This is a genomic window from Natronoarchaeum rubrum, from assembly GCF_024494695.1.
Window position 1 is genome coordinate 1 of the sequence record NZ_JANHDP010000005.1, and the last position, 15,258, is coordinate 15,258.

14 protein-coding genes and 1 rRNA gene are annotated in these 15,258 nt (G+C 64.5%); 5 read left to right on the forward strand and 10 right to left on the reverse strand.

The genetic code is table 11. The features are described from left to right. Positions 1-191 precede the first annotated feature (191 nt). The 3 genes from rrf to NO931_RS13625 all read left to right on the forward strand — a co-directional run bounded on the left by rrf (position 192) and on the right by NO931_RS13625 (position 1,748). Positions 192-313 (forward strand): 5S ribosomal RNA (rrf, locus tag NO931_RS13615). Positions 314-1,005: 692 nt separating this feature from the next. Further along, a complete protein-coding gene (locus NO931_RS13620; RefSeq protein ID WP_256392896.1) occupies positions 1,006-1,326 on the forward strand; it encodes a DUF5783 family protein in 321 nt (106 codons plus the stop codon). Positions 1,327-1,388: 62 nt separating this feature from the next. Beyond that, the gene (locus tag NO931_RS13625) at positions 1,389-1,748 is read left to right on the forward strand and encodes a NifU family protein (protein WP_256392897.1); all 360 of its coding nucleotides are present in this window, start codon (positions 1,389-1,391) and stop codon (positions 1,746-1,748) included. A 42-nt stretch (positions 1,749-1,790) separates the two neighbouring features. Here NO931_RS13625 and NO931_RS13630 read toward each other — a convergent pair whose 3' ends face one another. From NO931_RS13630 to NO931_RS13640, 3 genes are all read right to left on the reverse strand, one after another. Then, positions 1,791-2,723, reverse strand: a complete 933-nt coding sequence (locus tag NO931_RS13630) for a ketopantoate reductase family protein (protein WP_256392898.1) — start codon at positions 2,721-2,723, stop codon at positions 1,791-1,793. Positions 2,724-2,759: 36 nt separating this feature from the next. Further along, positions 2,760-3,086 (reverse strand): DUF7130 family rubredoxin-like protein, encoded by a 327-nt coding sequence (locus NO931_RS13635; RefSeq protein WP_375142068.1) that lies wholly within the window; start codon positions 3,084-3,086, stop codon positions 2,760-2,762. 62 nt (positions 3,087-3,148) lie between these two features. Beyond that, on the reverse strand, positions 3,149-3,442 hold the full coding sequence (locus NO931_RS13640; protein WP_256392899.1) for a DUF7130 family rubredoxin-like protein: 294 nt from the start codon (positions 3,440-3,442) through the stop codon (positions 3,149-3,151). Between the two features lie 329 nt (positions 3,443-3,771). Here NO931_RS13640 and NO931_RS13645 point away from each other — a divergent pair, with 329 nt between their 5' ends. Then, positions 3,772-4,143 (forward strand): DUF8062 family protein, encoded by a 372-nt coding sequence (locus NO931_RS13645; protein WP_256392900.1) that lies wholly within the window; start codon positions 3,772-3,774, stop codon positions 4,141-4,143. A gap of 79 nt (positions 4,144-4,222) precedes the next feature. Next, positions 4,223-4,579 (forward strand): hypothetical protein, encoded by a 357-nt coding sequence (locus NO931_RS13650; protein ID WP_256392901.1) that lies wholly within the window; start codon positions 4,223-4,225, stop codon positions 4,577-4,579. A gap of 331 nt (positions 4,580-4,910) precedes the next feature. Here the strand turns inward: NO931_RS13650 and NO931_RS13655 are convergent, their stop codons facing one another. From NO931_RS13655 to NO931_RS13685, 7 genes are all read right to left on the reverse strand, one after another. Beyond that, positions 4,911-5,744, reverse strand: a complete 834-nt coding sequence (locus tag NO931_RS13655) for an inositol monophosphatase family protein (protein ID WP_256392902.1) — start codon at positions 5,742-5,744, stop codon at positions 4,911-4,913. Next, complete coding sequence (locus NO931_RS13660) at positions 5,744-6,847, reverse strand: PhnE/PtxC family ABC transporter permease (RefSeq protein WP_256392903.1); 1,104 nt, start codon at positions 6,845-6,847, stop codon at positions 5,744-5,746. Before NO931_RS13660 ends, NO931_RS13655 begins: the two co-directional genes overlap by 1 nt. Then, positions 6,844-7,674, reverse strand: a complete 831-nt coding sequence (locus tag NO931_RS13665) for a phosphonate ABC transporter ATP-binding protein (RefSeq protein WP_256392904.1) — start codon at positions 7,672-7,674, stop codon at positions 6,844-6,846. The genes NO931_RS13660 and NO931_RS13665 overlap by 4 nt, the downstream gene beginning before the upstream one ends. Positions 7,675-7,719: 45 nt before the next feature. Further along, positions 7,720-8,718: a phosphate/phosphite/phosphonate ABC transporter substrate-binding protein gene (locus NO931_RS13670; protein ID WP_256392905.1), complete on the reverse strand. Its 999-nt coding sequence runs from the start codon at positions 8,716-8,718 to the stop codon at positions 7,720-7,722. A gap of 507 nt (positions 8,719-9,225) precedes the next feature. Beyond that, the gene (locus NO931_RS13675; RefSeq protein WP_256392906.1) at positions 9,226-9,402 is read right to left on the reverse strand and encodes a hypothetical protein; all 177 of its coding nucleotides are present in this window, start codon (positions 9,400-9,402) and stop codon (positions 9,226-9,228) included. Between the two features lie 250 nt (positions 9,403-9,652). Beyond that, the gene (locus NO931_RS13680) at positions 9,653-14,824 is read right to left on the reverse strand and encodes a DNA polymerase II large subunit (protein WP_256392907.1); all 5,172 of its coding nucleotides are present in this window, start codon (positions 14,822-14,824) and stop codon (positions 9,653-9,655) included. Next, positions 14,825-15,244: a PPC domain-containing DNA-binding protein gene (locus NO931_RS13685; RefSeq protein WP_256392908.1), complete on the reverse strand. Its 420-nt coding sequence runs from the start codon at positions 15,242-15,244 to the stop codon at positions 14,825-14,827. It lies immediately after the preceding gene. Positions 15,245-15,258: the final 14 nt, after the last annotated feature.

Genomic DNA, 15,258 nt, shown 5'->3' on the forward strand with positions numbered 1-15,258 from the left:
AGGCAACGAGACGTTGAGTCCGCGAGCACTAATCAAGATCGCCACACAGTCATACCGCATTGGCTCAGTTTCGAGACGACGATCGTCGTCTTCGAGAATGAGTCCAGGCGTTAACTGGATCGCACGTACACTAACATCGTCTTTCCGATGGTTGGTACCATCATCGGCGGTTCGATTCCGCTGGTCGGCGTTAAGGCGGCCACAGCGGTGAGGTAACACCCGTACCCATCCCGAACACGGAAGTTAAGCTCACCCACGTGGCAGCAAGTACTGGAGTGCGCGAGCCTCTGGGAACACTGCCTCGCCGCCTGCCACTCATACTCACCCCCACGAGCACCGCGCTCGTGGGGGTTCGTTCATTTCGAACGCGCAGCGATAGCATTCTCCTGAGATACTACCTATTCTCTGATATAGGCCGATCCATATATTATTGGATAGAGATCGCAGCACCTCACTGGCAGACTGGTATAACATCTGGCGGCTCACCGACTTTTTGCTGAAAGCTGATGTTGACGGAGAGACGGACTACGCACCGATCTTGACTGCCGGCGAGTGTGTAGAGCTCATCGCCTCGGCGTTAATTTCGCCTGACTAATCGGCTACGCTCTCGCCGAGGTAGCTGTGCGGGAGTGGATACGCTATTTAGCAGTGTCAAAATCTATTCTTTTTCTCACATATGTCCCCTCATCGTGCCGATAGGCGTTCAAAACTTTCCTCTTACTGACGAAGAGTATCGCCAGTCAGAGTGAATTTAGGCTAAAACTGACCTATCCTCCGAAACTCTGATATCGTAATGCGTGATGTTCTATATCGCAACATGTGATTTACGAGATCGCACACCGCACGCTCACCGACTTTCGTGGGATGCCGACGAACGGCGCCCAGAACGCGTCTATCGACGACTCGCGTCGGGTTCGCGGTCGGCGTCGAAAATTGGACCGCCTCGTGCGTCGCCTGCCGCCGCTCTTCGGCCGACTTTTGTATGCCACTCCCGTTCGGTCCCACATGACCGAGTTCGACGCCGAGCAGTTCGAAGACAAGTACGCGAACTACTTCCCCGAACTCCAGCGGGCGTACAAGAACGCCTTCGAGACGATGAACGACGCCTACGACTCCCAGCTGATCCACGGGATCGACCAGCAGGTGCTCAACGAGAGCGAACCGTTCTACGAGGGCGACGGCGAGTTCCGGATCGAACTTCCCGAGGAGCCCTACGACCGGCTGACCGCCGTCGTCGTCGATCGCGAGAAGTTCGAGACGGTGCTTGACCGGTACCTCGACGAGATCGAAGCCGAGCTTCGGCGCGTCTTCGAGTTCGAGGGCTGACGGCCGCGAGCCCGAACACCAGAGACCAAAGGCCTAAGACCGGCCACCACCTATCTCGCTCCATGAGCACGGACACGTCCGACGACGGCGACGACCTCGAAGATCGCGTCGCGAACTTCCTCCGCCGGAACTTCCCGCAGATTCAGATGCACGGCGGCAACGCGGCAATTCAGGACCTCGACCGGGAGACCGGCGAGGTGTCGATCCAGCTCGGCGGCGCCTGTAGCGGCTGTGGCATCTCCCCGATGACGATCCAGGCGATCAAGAGCCGGATGGTCAAGGAGATCCCCGAGATCGAGCAGGTCCACGCGAACACGGGCGAGTCGGCCGGCCACGGCGGCGGCGGCATGAGCCCCTCGTTCCCCGGCGAGTCGAGCGACGACGACGCCGATTCCGACGAAGGCCCTCAGGCGCCGTTCTGAGGTCGGTCTCGTCGGCGGTCGACCCGTTCTCTTCGATCGTTGTTACTTGTTACCGCCCGGTCTACCGTGGGTCTCGCTACGCAATCCTCGTTCCCGTTCCCAGCTTCTTATCAGCCCAGCCAGCAGCTCGTTCGTCGGCGCGTCGACTCCACGGTCGCGGGCTCGCTCGGCGACGGCCCCACTGACGGCGTCGATTTCGGTGCGGCGTCCCGCGGCGACGTCCTGGAGCATCGACGAGCGGTTCTCGGCGGTCGTCTCGACGACGCGGTCGAGGGCTGCCAGCGCTGCCTCGTCCGATAGGGCTACGCCGTCGGCTCGGGCGGTCCGCGCTGTCTCTCTCGCGGCTCGCCGCCCGATATCGCGGCCCGGCGCCGCTGCGAGCGCGCCGTTCGGAACTCGCGAGAGCGCGGTCACGGGATTGATCCCGGCGTTGACGGCGACTTTCTCCCAGAGGCGCCGCGGCATCGCCTCGGATGCGCTCGCCTCGGTGTCGGCGTCTCGAAACGCCCCGGCGATTCGCCGGGCGCGCGTCGACGCGCCGCCGGTCGGCGCGCCGAGAACGATCTCGCCCACGCCCGTACACTCGACGTGCCCCGGGTCGACGAGGCGGGCGCCGTAGGTGGCCGTTCCCGCGAGCACCGGGCACTCGAGGATATCCGCCAGCGTCTCCTCGTTGCCCAACCCGTTCTGGAGCGACAGCGCGGCGTCGAACGACCCGGTCGCCAGCGCCGTCGCGGCCTGCTCGGTATCGTACGACTTGACCGTCACGACGGCGATATCGGCGTCGAGACTCGTTCCGTCGGTCGTGGCTCCCGGCTCGACTACGGCCTCGACCCCGTTCGAGATTCGAAGCCCCGTCTCGGCAACCGTCTCGACGTGCGGGTCGCGTCCGACCAGCGTCACCGCGTGCTCGCGGGCGAGGAGCCCACCCAACAGGCTACCGAGGCTTCCGGCTCCGAAGACGACGATCTCCATACGCGTTCCGCGGTCGCTCCCGACAAAACGGCTTGGTTAGTCCTCCGTCCAGTAGTATAGCTCCTCCTTGGGCGACTCGCAGTTCGGACACTGCTCGGGAAACCCCTTGTCGATCTCACCCATCTCTCCACAGTTCGTGCAGCGCCACATCAACTCGGCCTCGCCGAACCCCTGCCCCGATCGGGCGTGTTCGACCGACAACGCTTCGTATCCGTCGCGCATCGTGACGTAGAACCCGCCTTCGTCGAACCCCCGAATCTCCCCGAGGCGCTCGCCCTCGTCGTCGTAGACGCCCATCCCGAGGTCCAGTTTTCGGTGTTCGTCCTCGTCGACGTCGTCCGGTCGTTCGCCGGTTTCGACCATACTCGGGCCTACCACGAATATCGGTATAAACGTCGGTTGCGGGGCGCTTCTGGTCCTCGTGGTCAGTCCTCGGTCCAGTAGTAGATGTCCTCCCTTGGAGCGTCGCAGGACGGACAGCTATCGGGAATCTCGGCGATCTTACCGATCTCGCCGCACTGCCAGCAGCGCCACATCAGGTCCATTTCGCCGGTCTGTCCACCCGCCTGCATCCGCCCTGTCTCCTTGGCGACGGCATCCTCGGCCAGCGTGACGTAGAACCCCTCGTCGTCGAACCCCCGGACGGTGCCGAGCCGCGTCCCGTCCTCGTTGTAGATCGGAACCCCCAGGCTGACGTCCGCTCGTTCGGTCTGTGCCATGTGCTATTGTTTGTCACGAGCTGGCATAAACCCCGCTTGTCGTTTCCTGCCATCTCTTGGCACCGATTTCGACGTTTCTGGACGATAGATGCTCTCACTTCGGTGTCTGTCGAGAGAGCGGACGATCATACAATAAACCATCGAACGCTATATCGAATCTCGGTTGCGCTCCTCAGTAGTGGCTGCCAGTTCCCGTCCGGCTCAGCGTCACGTCGGGACCGTCGGCGTCCATCAGCTGGAGCAACCGCGACAGGTGTTCAGGTTACTGTCGCTCGTTCGGGTCGCTCGCGAGGACCAGCTTCAAACCCGACCGCGACGTACGGTGGGGCGTGCCTGACAGCTTCGACGAGGACGAGTTCGACCCGCTCGATCCGGACGGCGAGATCGACGACACGCCGACGATCGCCTGCACGCGCTGCGGGCGCGAGTGGGATCTGGGCTACGAGCTCGACGATCTGGGCATCGGCAACCAGGCGATCGAGCAGTTCGCGCTCGATCACAAGCGCCACACCGGCCACTACCCCGACGGCGTCGCACCGTGGCTCGCGGACTGCCGTAACTGTCCGGAAGGCGTCGAACGGCTTTCCGACGAGGCGGCCCGACGCTGGGCCCGAACCCACGCCCGCCACACGCGCCACGAGGTCGACGTCGGGCGCGCCAACGACGAGGATTCGTCGGTCGTCGGGGCCCCGGAAGAGTAACCGTACGGACCACTCAGACCGGCTGATACTCCGGATCGCGACCGAAAGATTGTCGTTGCGGTTCGTCGCACACCCGGGCATGGTCCGCGACGTGATCGCCATCCCCGAGGAGGCCGCGCGGCAACTCGACCGCGAAGTCGAGGGCGGGCTGAGCGACCGAGACGACCTGTTCGCGCACCGCTCGCGCGATGAGGTCGAGCGTCTGCGCGAGCGCGCGGAGGCGTCGGACGAGCCGGTGCGTCTGGTCGTCGATCTCGATCCCGCCGAGAAGCGGGCGATCCGCGAGGCGCTGGGGTACGGAGAGAAGCGCCACGAGTGGCTCCAGCGCGCGGTCTGCCGGACGTTCAGCGGGTCGCGTGTCAACAGCCTACCGCCAATCGAGCAGATGATCGAGCGGGCGATTCGAGAGTGCGCTCGCGGGCGCACACGGCTCTGAGCGACGCCCGTCCGTCGGCGAACAGGTTACCGTCCCCGACCAGTTCCTGTACCCGATCTTCGAACTTCCGGATCAGCCGTCCCTTCCGATACAGATCCCGGAGTCCCCTCGTCGTACTTTCCCTGCCGTGTGGGCTGTGCCAACACGAGTCGTTAGCCAATAGAATTAATAAAAAATGTAACTCGTAGACGAGACTACACTCGAGACGATCAGGGCCGCCGACGGTCGTGCTGACTCGGCGTCCACGCGGAGACGGCTGCGAGCTTTCGGTCGAATCTCCACGAGGTCGTTGCGCTCGCCGTGATTGGTGACCTGACGTAGCCGTCGGGTTTCACTCGCCGCGACGAGCCGCTTCGATCTCCCGGACGGCGGCGAGCACTTCGTCGTGTGCTTTGCCGTTCGAGGCGACCAGGCCGCGACTGTCGTGATGCCAGGGATCGCCGTCGACGTCAGTCACCGTGCCGCCCGCCTGGCGGACCATCCGGACGCCGGCCACGGTGTCCCATGGGTTGGGAACGACGTTGGTGACGGCCGCTTCGAGGTGTCCGGCCGCGACCATCGCGAGGGCCGCCTGTGCGCTCCCGAGGCGCCGCAGGTCTCCGAAGCGTTCGACGATTTCGCGCGTCGCGACGGCGTACTCTTCGCGTCGGTCGTAGTCCCACCAGATCGTGGGACAGACGGCGAACGTCTCGGGATCGGTGCGACGGCTGACTGCTGCGGCCTCGCCGTTTCGCCACACCCCTTCGGGTCCCGCGGTGTACGTGTCGCCCAGCGCGGGCAGCACCGTCGCCGCGGCGACGGGGACGCCGTCGACGACTGCGGCGACGCTGGTCGTCCAGATTCGGATGTCCCGAACGAAGTTGTTGGTCCCGTCGATCGGATCTACGACCCACGCCGGGCCCGCCTCGGGGACCGACTCGAGTTCATCGCCCTCTTCGCCGACGACGGCCTCGTCCGGGAAGGCGTCGCGGATCACGCGGACGACCTCGGCCTGCGCATCCCGGTCGGCCTGAGTGACCACGTCGGTCTTGCCGTCTTTGGTTTCGGTGTCGATTCCGGTCCTGAACGCCGCGTCCGCAACGGCCGCGCCCGCGGCGGCCGCCCGTTCGGCTATTGCCGCCCGTTCGCGCGCTTCGTCGTCCTCCCGGGCCGTTCTCGACGTCATCAGTTCTTGCCGAGGTTCGTGCCGAGCCACTTCCGGCCGTCGAACAGGCTCTGGACCGCTTCGATCAGGCTCTTGCTCTCCTCGCCCGGCCGCAACCGCGCGCGCAGGCGGGATGAGATCATCTCCACCGAGAGCACCATGAAGACCACCATGATCAGCGCGGCGACGGCCTTGTCGAACGCGAGGAACCCGAGCCGGAGGTCGAGGTACTGACCGATACCGCCCGCCCCGACGACGCCCAGCGAGACGGCGATTCGGGTGTTGATCTCGAGGATGTACAGCGTCCACGCGATGAACGAGGACGACACCTGCGAGAGCATCCCGAAGCTGATGACCTGCGGACGGTTCGCTCCGGTCGACCGGATGGCTTCGATGGGGCCCTCTTCGGTCTCCTCGAGTTCGTCCGTGAACAGTCGACCGAGATTGCCGACGGTGTCGGTGGCGACCGCGAGCATCGCGGAGATCGGCGAGATGTTCGCCAACGGGATGTAGATGAGAACCCAGACTAGCGCCGGTACCGCCCGGATCGTCGACATCGTACCGCGGAAAATGAAGTTGAACGGGAACGGCGTCACGCGCTCGGAACCGAGCACCCCAAACAGCAGCGCGAGCGGGAACCCGAGCACGGTGCCGGTGAATCCGATGACGATGGTGACGACGGCGCCGGAGACGATGTAGGTGTTTGACCCGGTTTTGATCGTCTCGATGAAGGTCGACGGATGAGCGAACGACTGCAAGAGACCGTTCCACCCGGTGAGTTGATTCTCCTGGGAGTAGGCGGTGAAGTCGACGAAGTTCGGCGCGAGGAAGTCGCGGACGTTCTCAAGAAACGTCGGCATCTGCCGGCCGAGATCCCGGAGCAACCGTGAGACGGAGCTCTCCGCGAGGTAGCCGATCCCGGCGTACGCTATGATGACGATCGCCGCGAGCAAGAAGACGTAGAACCCGCGCCGGAGCCACGTCTTTCGCTCGATCGACGCGAGCACTCCCTCGATCTTTCCACGTTCGGCATCCTGACCGGCGGCTGCGGCGCCGCCGTCGGATCGGAGCGCCGACGGATCCCGATCGGCGTCGTCCGGCGCCGCGCGCTCGTCGTCAGTCACTGTGTCACCCCCTCGGAGTTCGGGGTCGAATCGCGCTGGACGGCGCGATCCTCCGGCGCGGCGTCGCTGTCGGGCTCCGAATCGCCGTCGTCGGTGAGGACGCCGCTCGCGTCTTCACCGTAGTAGAGGTCGTCGACGACGTCCATCGTCAACTCGTCGCGCGTGCCGTCGAAGAAGATCTCGCCGTCGCGGATGCCGATGAATCGGTCGCCGAACTCGCGGGCGATGTTCACCTGGTGCAGCGAGGCGACCGTCGTCAGGCCGCGCTCGTCGGCGGCCTGCTTCATGTAGCTCATCACATCTCGGGCCGCTTTCGGGTCGAGGCTGGAGACCGGCTCGTCGGCCAGCAGCAGCTCGGGGTCCTGGACCAGCGCGCGGGCGATGCCGACGCGCTGTTTCTGGCCGCCGGACATCGACCCAGCGCGCTGCTCGGCCTCGCCCAGCAACCCGACGGTGTCGAGTGCTTCCAGGGCAGCCCGCTTGTCCGATTTCGGGTAGAGCGTGAACAGCGACTGGCCCCACCCAGTCCGCGAGAGAGCGCCCGTCAGGGCGTTCTTGTAGGCCGACATCGACTCGATGAGATAGTGCATCTGGAACACCATCCCGACTTCGGACCGGGTTCCCGGCTGATGGCCGTTGATCAGCACCTCGCCGTCGGTCGGCGTGGTGAGTCCGTTCAGGACGCGCAACAGCGTCGACTTGCCCGCTCCCGAGGGGCCAAGGAGGATCACGAACTCGCCCTCCTCGATCTCGAACGAGACGTCGTCGAGCGCTACGGTATCCTCTCCGTAGACCTTCGTAACGTCAGATAGTGATACGGTTGACATTGTGGTGGTCGTGCTGTAAGGGGTGAAAACGGGGGTCGTGTGCGGTTAGCTGCTACCGCCGTCGAGCAGGTCGGTCTCGATTCCGAGCGACTTGGCGACGTTGACGACGGGTTCGTAGGTCTCTCTGGAGGCTGGCCGCACGTCGCTAAACCAGAGGTCGTCGCCGCCGCCTTCCTCGCCGTTTGCGCCGAGATACATTGACTCCGGCGCGTTCTTGAGTGCGTTCACCAGGTCGTCGTGCTCGCTATCGGAGAGTTCGGGGCTGGTGACGATCGGCGCGCGCGGAATGCCGTCTTCGGTTTCCACGTAACGGTACCCATCTTTCAGCTCACGGTTGTCGTTGAGCGCGATGAACTTCCCGACGCCGACTGCGGGGACCTGCCCGGTCTTCAACTGCTGGAACGCCTGCTCGTGCCCGGAGAACGTGCCCCGGAAGTCGGCGCTGCCGCGCTCCATCGGGTAGCCGCCGATGTCCAGTCCAGCGTCCTGCAGCATGTACAGCGGGTAGAGCGCGCCCGACGCCGACAGGCGGTCGGCGAACCCGATCTGCTTGCCTTCCAGATCACTGAGCGACTCGATGTCCGAGTTCTCCTTGGTGACGATGACCGAGGAGTACGTCCACGCGCCGTAGCCCTTCCGCTGGAGCGCGATGTTACACTTGTCGTCACGCACGCCCAGAGCGGCCGCGAACGGGCCTGTCTCGGCGATGTCGGAGGTGCCCGAGCCCATCGCCTGCAGGACGGCGCTGTAGTTGCGCGCGTACTTGAGCTTCGTCGGCATCCCGATCTCCTCGCTCAGGTGCTCTTTTACCGGCTGATACTGCTGGCGCATCTTCTGCTGGGGCTCGGAGGGCGACATCACGAAGTTGATCTCGCCGTTGCCGTACTTCGGTCCCGAATCCCCGTCGCTGCCGTCGCCGTCGCTGCCGTCGCTGTCGCCGCCGTCGCTGTCGCCGCCGTCGTTTCCGCTGCTGAGGCACCCGGCCAGTAGACCGGTGACTCCGATTGTCCCGGCCGTCTCAAGGAACGTGCGTCGTTTTGCCATGCTGTGTCTGAAGATGTCAGTGCGATCCGGTTAATTCCTTCGGTATATTTTACATGTTTGCCTATATTCATAATGGATAATAACGTCAACTGCGTTCCTGTCGTGAGCCGAACTGAGGAAAAAGTACGAGTACTTACCCGTCGCCACGAATCGGTAATGGTCTGTATACTGATTCAGACGGTGTTTTTCGTGGTATCAGTCCAATATCTCGGAGAACAATAGTATGAGTTTTAATTCAGATGATCTGATAAAACTGACCTGAGATATGGTCTCGTTTTTCCATAGTCTTCTTGATAGTAGTTCGGGGTGGCGATCGAATCGCCGGCTTTTCACGAACTGGGGGCGCTCCAGAAACATCCCTTCCTCGTACTCCCCAGTTGTGCGATCCGTGCTGACAAATACCGATGGCCGACGGAACTAACGAACGATCAGACTCGAACCGTACGGTCGACGCGCCGGCGGTCCGGATTCGTGGCTCTCGAGAACGCGATGGGCGAATACGATCGATCACCAGCCGGGACGATCCGCGAGTTCCTCGCGTCCGCGGGCACCCAGCCGGAACGTCTCGCACAGGTCGGCGACCGGTGCGCCCGGGTCGGCGACGACGACCGCCGCGCTGTGAACGTCGCTCTCTGCCGCCACGGTCTCGCCGCGGTCGATGCCGTGGGCCTGTCGCTCGGCCATCGCGTCGGCGTCAGCGACCAGCGACGGGACGACGTCGGCGCCGCTCTCGCCGGCGTCGAGCGCCCGAACGGCTCGCGGACCGAACTCTCCCGTCGTATACCCTAAAAAGCGACCGCGCCGCGCTCGTTCGCGAACGGGCAGAGCGCGCCGATACCGGAACCCGCGTCACGACGCCGAACCGCACGCGCTCTTCGCCGTCGGTCTCGTACCGTTCCCGAACACAGAGTCTGAGCGTCATCGCCGACCGCGCCTACATGAAGTCCGCGATGCCGGTCTGCTTGTTCTTGTCGTTCTCGAAGATGCTCTCCAGGGACTTTTCGAGCACTTCGAGGCGCTGTTTCGTGTAGTCCCGGGCGCCGAACTCCTCGGCGACCCGGATCGCGGTGTCCATGTACTTGTTGACCGACCCCTGGTGGACGGTGAGGTTCACCCGGCCGCCGCACTCCCGGCAGTCGCCGGTCAGGGGCATCCGGCGGTACTTCTCGCCGCAGTCGAGACAGCGCGTCTCCTGTCGGGAGAACGCCCGGAGGTTCCCGATCAGGTCCGGCAGGAAGTGATACTCGATAACGCGCTCGGCCACGTCGGTCTCGTCGACCGCCCGGAGCTTCCGGGAGATTTCGAGCTGAGCGTCCATCTTGTCCATCATCGACCCGAGCGTCTTGTACGCCGAGAGGTCCGGCCCCAGCGCGATGTCGCTCGTGTCGTGGGTGTGCCGGAAGCCGGTGTACTCCAGATCGGTGCCGAGCGTGTCCTCGGCGATCTCGACGTCGACCTCGCCGGGGTCGGCCAACTCGCGGGTCGCCTCGTAGAACTCCAGGGGGTACCGGTCGACGACGTCCATGTTGTGGGCCTCGTCGTCGATTTCGGAGGGGTCGATCCGCGAGGACATCACCAGCGGGGCGTCCATCCGGCCGCCGCGCTGGTCCGGCAGGTAGCTCTTGCTGAAGTTCAGCAGGCCGTCGAGCAGGAGCATCACGCAGTCCTCGTCGCCGTCGCACTGCTTTTCTGATAAGTCGTTCGCGATGAGCGAATGCGTATCTTCCACGGTCAGGCAGTATGTCGAGTCGACGTCCGCCTTGACGATGTCGACGGACGCTACTGACTCGACGAGATAATCACCATCGCCGCCATCGAAGACGCGTCTGGCGGAGGTACTGACGCTGTCAACCTGTGATTTCAACAGCTTGGATTTCCTCGAAAGATGAAAGCCGACCTTGTCTGCGTATGCGACCGCGTCGTCAGACGTGATGTTCACTACGTATCCTGGCGCAGACATCTCCGGATCGTCTATCTCGTAGTGTTCGGGAAACTTCTCGCAGAGAGGTACTGGGTCCGTTTTGTCGACGCGAGCAGTGATTCCGAGTCGACTCAGCAACGCGATGATGCCCTCCTTGAGATCCCTGCTAACCGTCGTCGCGGAGACCACTAGGGCGTTCGAGTCGACCGTGCCGTCGCCGCTGAAGTACCCGCGGAGGTACGCTGCAACGGTCTCGTCAGGAGCATCGAAGATACACTGCGGCACGCGTTTCGTGTCCGCAGACGCACTAGCGTCGAGCACCGTGTCGAAGAACATCCGCAGAAGTCTGCCTGATGCGGTTATCTTCGCATGGTTCTCCTCATATGGTTCGACGCCGAACTCCTGTCTAAGTACGCTCTTGAAGAACTCTCTGGCCTCCGACTCGACGCCGCAGATCGTCGTCTGGTGGATCGTGCCTTTTGGCGTCTTCTGGGCGCGGGCGAATCCCTCGGCAGTGTAGTATCCAATCAGCGTTGCGACTTGAGCGTTCAACTCGATCCGCCGATCGATGGTCGTCGAATCGCGTTTCATCCCGAGTTCGACGTCTAAGGGGACCCACGCGAGCAGTTCTGCGGGAGACTCGAAACACTCCGTCAGAATGCTAACAGGGATGCTCTCTCGGTACAGGTAGTTACTGAGCGTCTTTTTGTTGATTCCCAGATGTTCGGCGGTTGAGTAGAGCGGGTAGAACTGCCCGTCCCACTGGTCAGCGAACGCATTCTCGAAGAGGTCGTACACTCGGTCTTTGTCGAGACCGTGGACCATGAGGCGATCCAGTTCGATCTCGTCGATCGCGATGCCTTGCGCGAGGAGGTCGAACACTCGTCCCGTCTCTGACGGATCTATCGAGTCGAGATGCTGCGGTTTGACGACTGAATCGCCCTTTGATAGCTCTGAGGCCCGCTCGGATGCGATCCCGTCTCCGTCGAAGACGTGCACGTCGTGATCGGGCGTTACCGTTATTTCTCGTCCGCTTCGGGTCTCGATCTTTACGAGATGTTCCGGCGCCTCGTGCTTCGATACTGCCTCGACACGCTTGCGTTCCAACGTCCCGTCTTCGTCAATCGACGGCACGTAGACCTCACCGTCGAGATTCTGTACGAGCGTGCCGAAGTCATCCTCTTCAGGATCGTTCAGTCGCTCCTCTACGAGCGTTCGGATCTCCTCGTAATGCCACTGTCCGCCTTCGTCCTCGTACCAGACTTTCGTCTCCGGATGAAAGCAATTCCGCCGTTTCGAAGCGTGGAAGAACGGATGAGCGTAGCCGACAGCCGCGCTCGTGAATCCTACGACCCTCCCGACGACAGCTGCGCTGGTGTGTGGCGCCATCCCGAACACGAGCTTCCCCACCAGATCGTCGCGCTCGTCGACCTCGTAGTACCGGTCCAGCCCGTAGTACTGATCAAGGAGGTCGTCGACGAAGTCGGCGGTCTTGAGCATGTGCTCGGCGGCGCCGTCCGAAAGCACGACGTCCTGAACTTTCAGCTCGACGAGCTGGTCGTCGTGCTGGAGCGGGTCGCCGTGGATGTCCTCCTCGTAGCCCAGCTGGCGGAACTGGTCGGCCGTGACGTCGAGTTCCTCGGGTCGGACCGACGTGACGGGCAGGTCCGTCATGTCGTAGCGGACGGTGCCGTCCTTGAACGACGAGACGTCGTGTTTCGCCCGGAGAATCCCCTTCTCGATCGGCTCGGGCGTCTTGGTCGCCGAGGAGAGCCCCTTGACGCCTTTGAGCATGTCGAAGGCGTTCTCGCGCTCGCCGACCGTCTTCATCGCGTCGCGGAACTCCGCGTTCACGTCGATCACGCGGTCCTCGACGCAGGTCCCCTCGATCTCGCAGCGACTGCAGTGGACCCGGCCGGATTCGTCGGGCGTCAGCCGGGTCTCGCAGTCCGGACATCGGTAGACCGGCTCGGTCTGGCCGTCGCAGTCGGGACAGGCCGCCTTGAACGTCTCGGCGCCGCACTCGACGCACTCGCGGTTGGCGACCTCGACCTCGATCATGCCGGGGGTGTCCTCCATTGTGTCGGCGTGCTTGCCCGCGGCGGCGACGTCGCGCTGGCTGCCGCCGGCCTCGCCGATCGGGAACAGCGTGTGAACGGCGGGGCTGAGCTCGCGCTCCTCGGATTTCTCGGGCCGCCCCATCCGGTTGCCGACGCGGGTCGGCGCGCGCTCCCGAACGTCGAACGGCGCGACCTCGCGGACGGCCTCCATCGCGTTGGGCCACGATCGTGCGTCGCCCGAGAGCTCGTCCCAGGTGCGATCGAGCGTCGGCGGGTCTGCCGTGACGATTCCCCCATCCGCCTTCGGCGTCGCTTCGCCGGCCCCCGCGCCGGCGTCGACTCCCTCGTCGATCTCGAAGCCGAGCGTCAGCGCGAGCGGACGCCACACCGGGATCCGCAGGCGCCCGTCGGTCTGGGTGTGGGGGACGATCAGCGACTCGATCGCGTCGCGGACCGCCTCGTCGCGCTCGAGCGCGAGGTGATCGCCGGTTCCGCCGCCGGCGGTGCTGTGGTCGATCGGCTCGGGGTCGACGGTGCCCGCCGCGACGGCGTCGGCCAGCGCCTCGAACTGTTCGGCGTCGATGTCGTGCCAGAGGTAGGTGTAGTCGGGATGCAGCGGCGCGTCGTACTCGCGGGCCCACTCGATCGCTTCCTCCGGGGACGGATCCGAGAGGTCGACGCCCACCGAGTCCTGCATCGCCTGCACGTCGGCGTCGGTCTCGGCGAACTCCTGAATCCACCACTCGACGGTGTACGACGCCGGCGCGAGCGGGTGGTTGTTCTCGACGAACTCGCCGTAGTTGACGAGATACTCGCCCAGATCGAGGATCTTCTCGACGCCGTTGCGCAGCTCCAGGGCGGTCTCGGGGTCGTCGATCCGCCGGACCTCGCCGTTAGCGAGGCGGACGGTCGGCCCCTCGATGGAGTCGACCGGGATGACGCCCGCCGCCTTCCCCGGGAGCTCGGTCTTGATCTGCGTGCCGGTCGCGAGGAAGTCGTCGACCAGGTGCATCGTCGCGGGGTGGACGCCCGCGGTCGCGAACCCGTGGTTGCGCGCGCGGCCGTAGCGCAGGCGAAAGCCGCCTTCCTCGCTCGGATGCGAGAAGACGGGACGGCCGGCGATCAGGTCCCGCAGGAACTTCTCGCTCGGGTCGACGCGGGGCGGGCCGTCGGGCTCGGCGTCCTCCGCGTCGGCGTCCGCGCCGTCGGCGTCGTCGCCCTCCGCAGCGGCGTCTTCGGCGTCGTCAGCGTCCGTTTCGTCGCTCTCGGAGTCCTTACTCTCCTTCCCGATGGTGCCTTCCATCAGGTCGGTGAGCCAGGGCCACTCGACCTCGTCCAACTGTGCGGTGTAGCGCTTGATCTTCGGCGCCTTGAGCGCGATCCCCTCCGCGAGCACCAGACACATCCCGCCGCGGGCGCTGTTGGTGTCGATCCGCTCCAGGTCGCGAAAGCCCGAGACCTCCTCGTCGCCGGTGGCCTCCCCGTCGAGCATGATCGGGCAGTTCTCGGTGATGAACTTCGTCTCCTTGTCCTTCGGCGAGTACTGCAGTCCGGTCTCCTTGTCGTAGAGGCCGACCTCCTCGGCGTAGCGCTCGATCTCGTCGTCGCGGGGCTTGAACTCGTCGACGTCGAGCAGCGACCGGGCGTAGTCGGCGACGAGGACTGAAAGAGCCTGCGCGGTCCCGCCCGCCGAGCGGATCGGCCCGGCGTAGTAGACGGCGACGAACTCCGTGCCGTCGTCGTTCTCGTTGATCTCGACGCGGTCGATCCCCTCGATCGGCGCCGCGACGACGCCCTCGGTCAGCAGCGCGACCGCGGTCCGCACGGCGCCCTCGACTTTCCCCTCGCGGCTCTCGTAGTCGCCGACCTCCCCGTCGACGAAGTCGGTCACGAGTTCCAGCGCGGCTTCCTCGCGGCTCATCTCGCCTTCCAGGTCGCGGACGCGCTCGGCGACGCCGTCGATCCCGAGGATGTTTTCGACCCGATCGGCCATGTCCCGCGCGGTCGGGATCTCGACTTCGGGTTTCGGGTCGCCGCCGCGGCGCTTGGCCTCCTGGGCGACCTCGAAGGCGTCTTCGAGGGGGTTTTCCAGCCGTTCGAAGTACCGCTCGTCAACCTCGCGCATCTATAACCAGAGGTCCAGTTCGGTGGTCTCGTCGTACTCCCGCTCCAGTTCGTCCTCGAACGCTCGCAGGTACACTTCGCCCGCCCAGACGGTCCCGGCGTCGAGGTGGCCCGCGAGCGCCTGCCCGCTCGGCCGCGAGAGGACGGCGTGGGTGTGGGCGAAGCGCTCGCCCTCCAGCAGCGAGACGTTCCCGACGCAGCTGGCGACCTCCAGCGGTTCGTCGAAGGTCATCGACTGGTACTCGCAGGACTCCTGATCGTAGAACCAGAGTTCGGCGTCCTGCACGGCCCCCATCGCGGCGAACCACGCGGCGTCGGCGTCGACGTCGGCGGCGAGTTCCTCGATCTCGGCGCGCCAATCGGCGCCCGTCTCGAGGCGGGCGAGATACTCGCCCGTGGTCGTGACCTCCCGATAGTTCATACTCTCTCTCGTGG

What these genes read in the sequence shown, in the direction of transcription:
- NO931_RS13620 (WP_256392896.1), top strand. Translation starts at nt 1,006, where the DNA reads ATGACCGAGTTCGACGCCGAGCAGTTCGAAGACAAGTACGCGAACTAC.
- NO931_RS13625 (WP_256392897.1), top strand. Translation starts at nt 1,389, where the DNA reads ATGAGCACGGACACGTCCGACGACGGCGACGACCTCGAAGATCGCGTC.
- NO931_RS13630 (WP_256392898.1), bottom strand. Translation starts at nt 2,723, where the DNA reads ATGGAGATCGTCGTCTTCGGAGCCGGAAGCCTCGGTAGCCTGTTGGGT.
- NO931_RS13635 (WP_375142068.1), bottom strand. Translation starts at nt 3,086, where the DNA reads ATGGTCGAAACCGGCGAACGACCGGACGACGTCGACGAGGACGAACAC.
- NO931_RS13640 (WP_256392899.1), bottom strand. Translation starts at nt 3,442, where the DNA reads ATGGCACAGACCGAACGAGCGGACGTCAGCCTGGGGGTTCCGATCTAC.
- NO931_RS13650 (WP_256392901.1), top strand. Translation starts at nt 4,223, where the DNA reads ATGGTCCGCGACGTGATCGCCATCCCCGAGGAGGCCGCGCGGCAACTC.
- NO931_RS13655 (WP_256392902.1), bottom strand. Translation starts at nt 5,744, where the DNA reads ATGACGTCGAGAACGGCCCGGGAGGACGACGAAGCGCGCGAACGGGCG.
- NO931_RS13665 (WP_256392904.1), bottom strand. Translation starts at nt 7,674, where the DNA reads ATGTCAACCGTATCACTATCTGACGTTACGAAGGTCTACGGAGAGGAT.
- NO931_RS13670 (WP_256392905.1), bottom strand. Translation starts at nt 8,718, where the DNA reads ATGGCAAAACGACGCACGTTCCTTGAGACGGCCGGGACAATCGGAGTC.
- NO931_RS13675 (WP_256392906.1), bottom strand. Translation starts at nt 9,402, where the DNA reads ATGGCCGAGCGACAGGCCCACGGCATCGACCGCGGCGAGACCGTGGCG.
- NO931_RS13680 (WP_256392907.1), bottom strand. Translation starts at nt 14,824, where the DNA reads ATGCGCGAGGTTGACGAGCGGTACTTCGAACGGCTGGAAAACCCCCTC.
- NO931_RS13685 (WP_256392908.1), bottom strand. Translation starts at nt 15,244, where the DNA reads ATGAACTATCGGGAGGTCACGACCACGGGCGAGTATCTCGCCCGCCTC.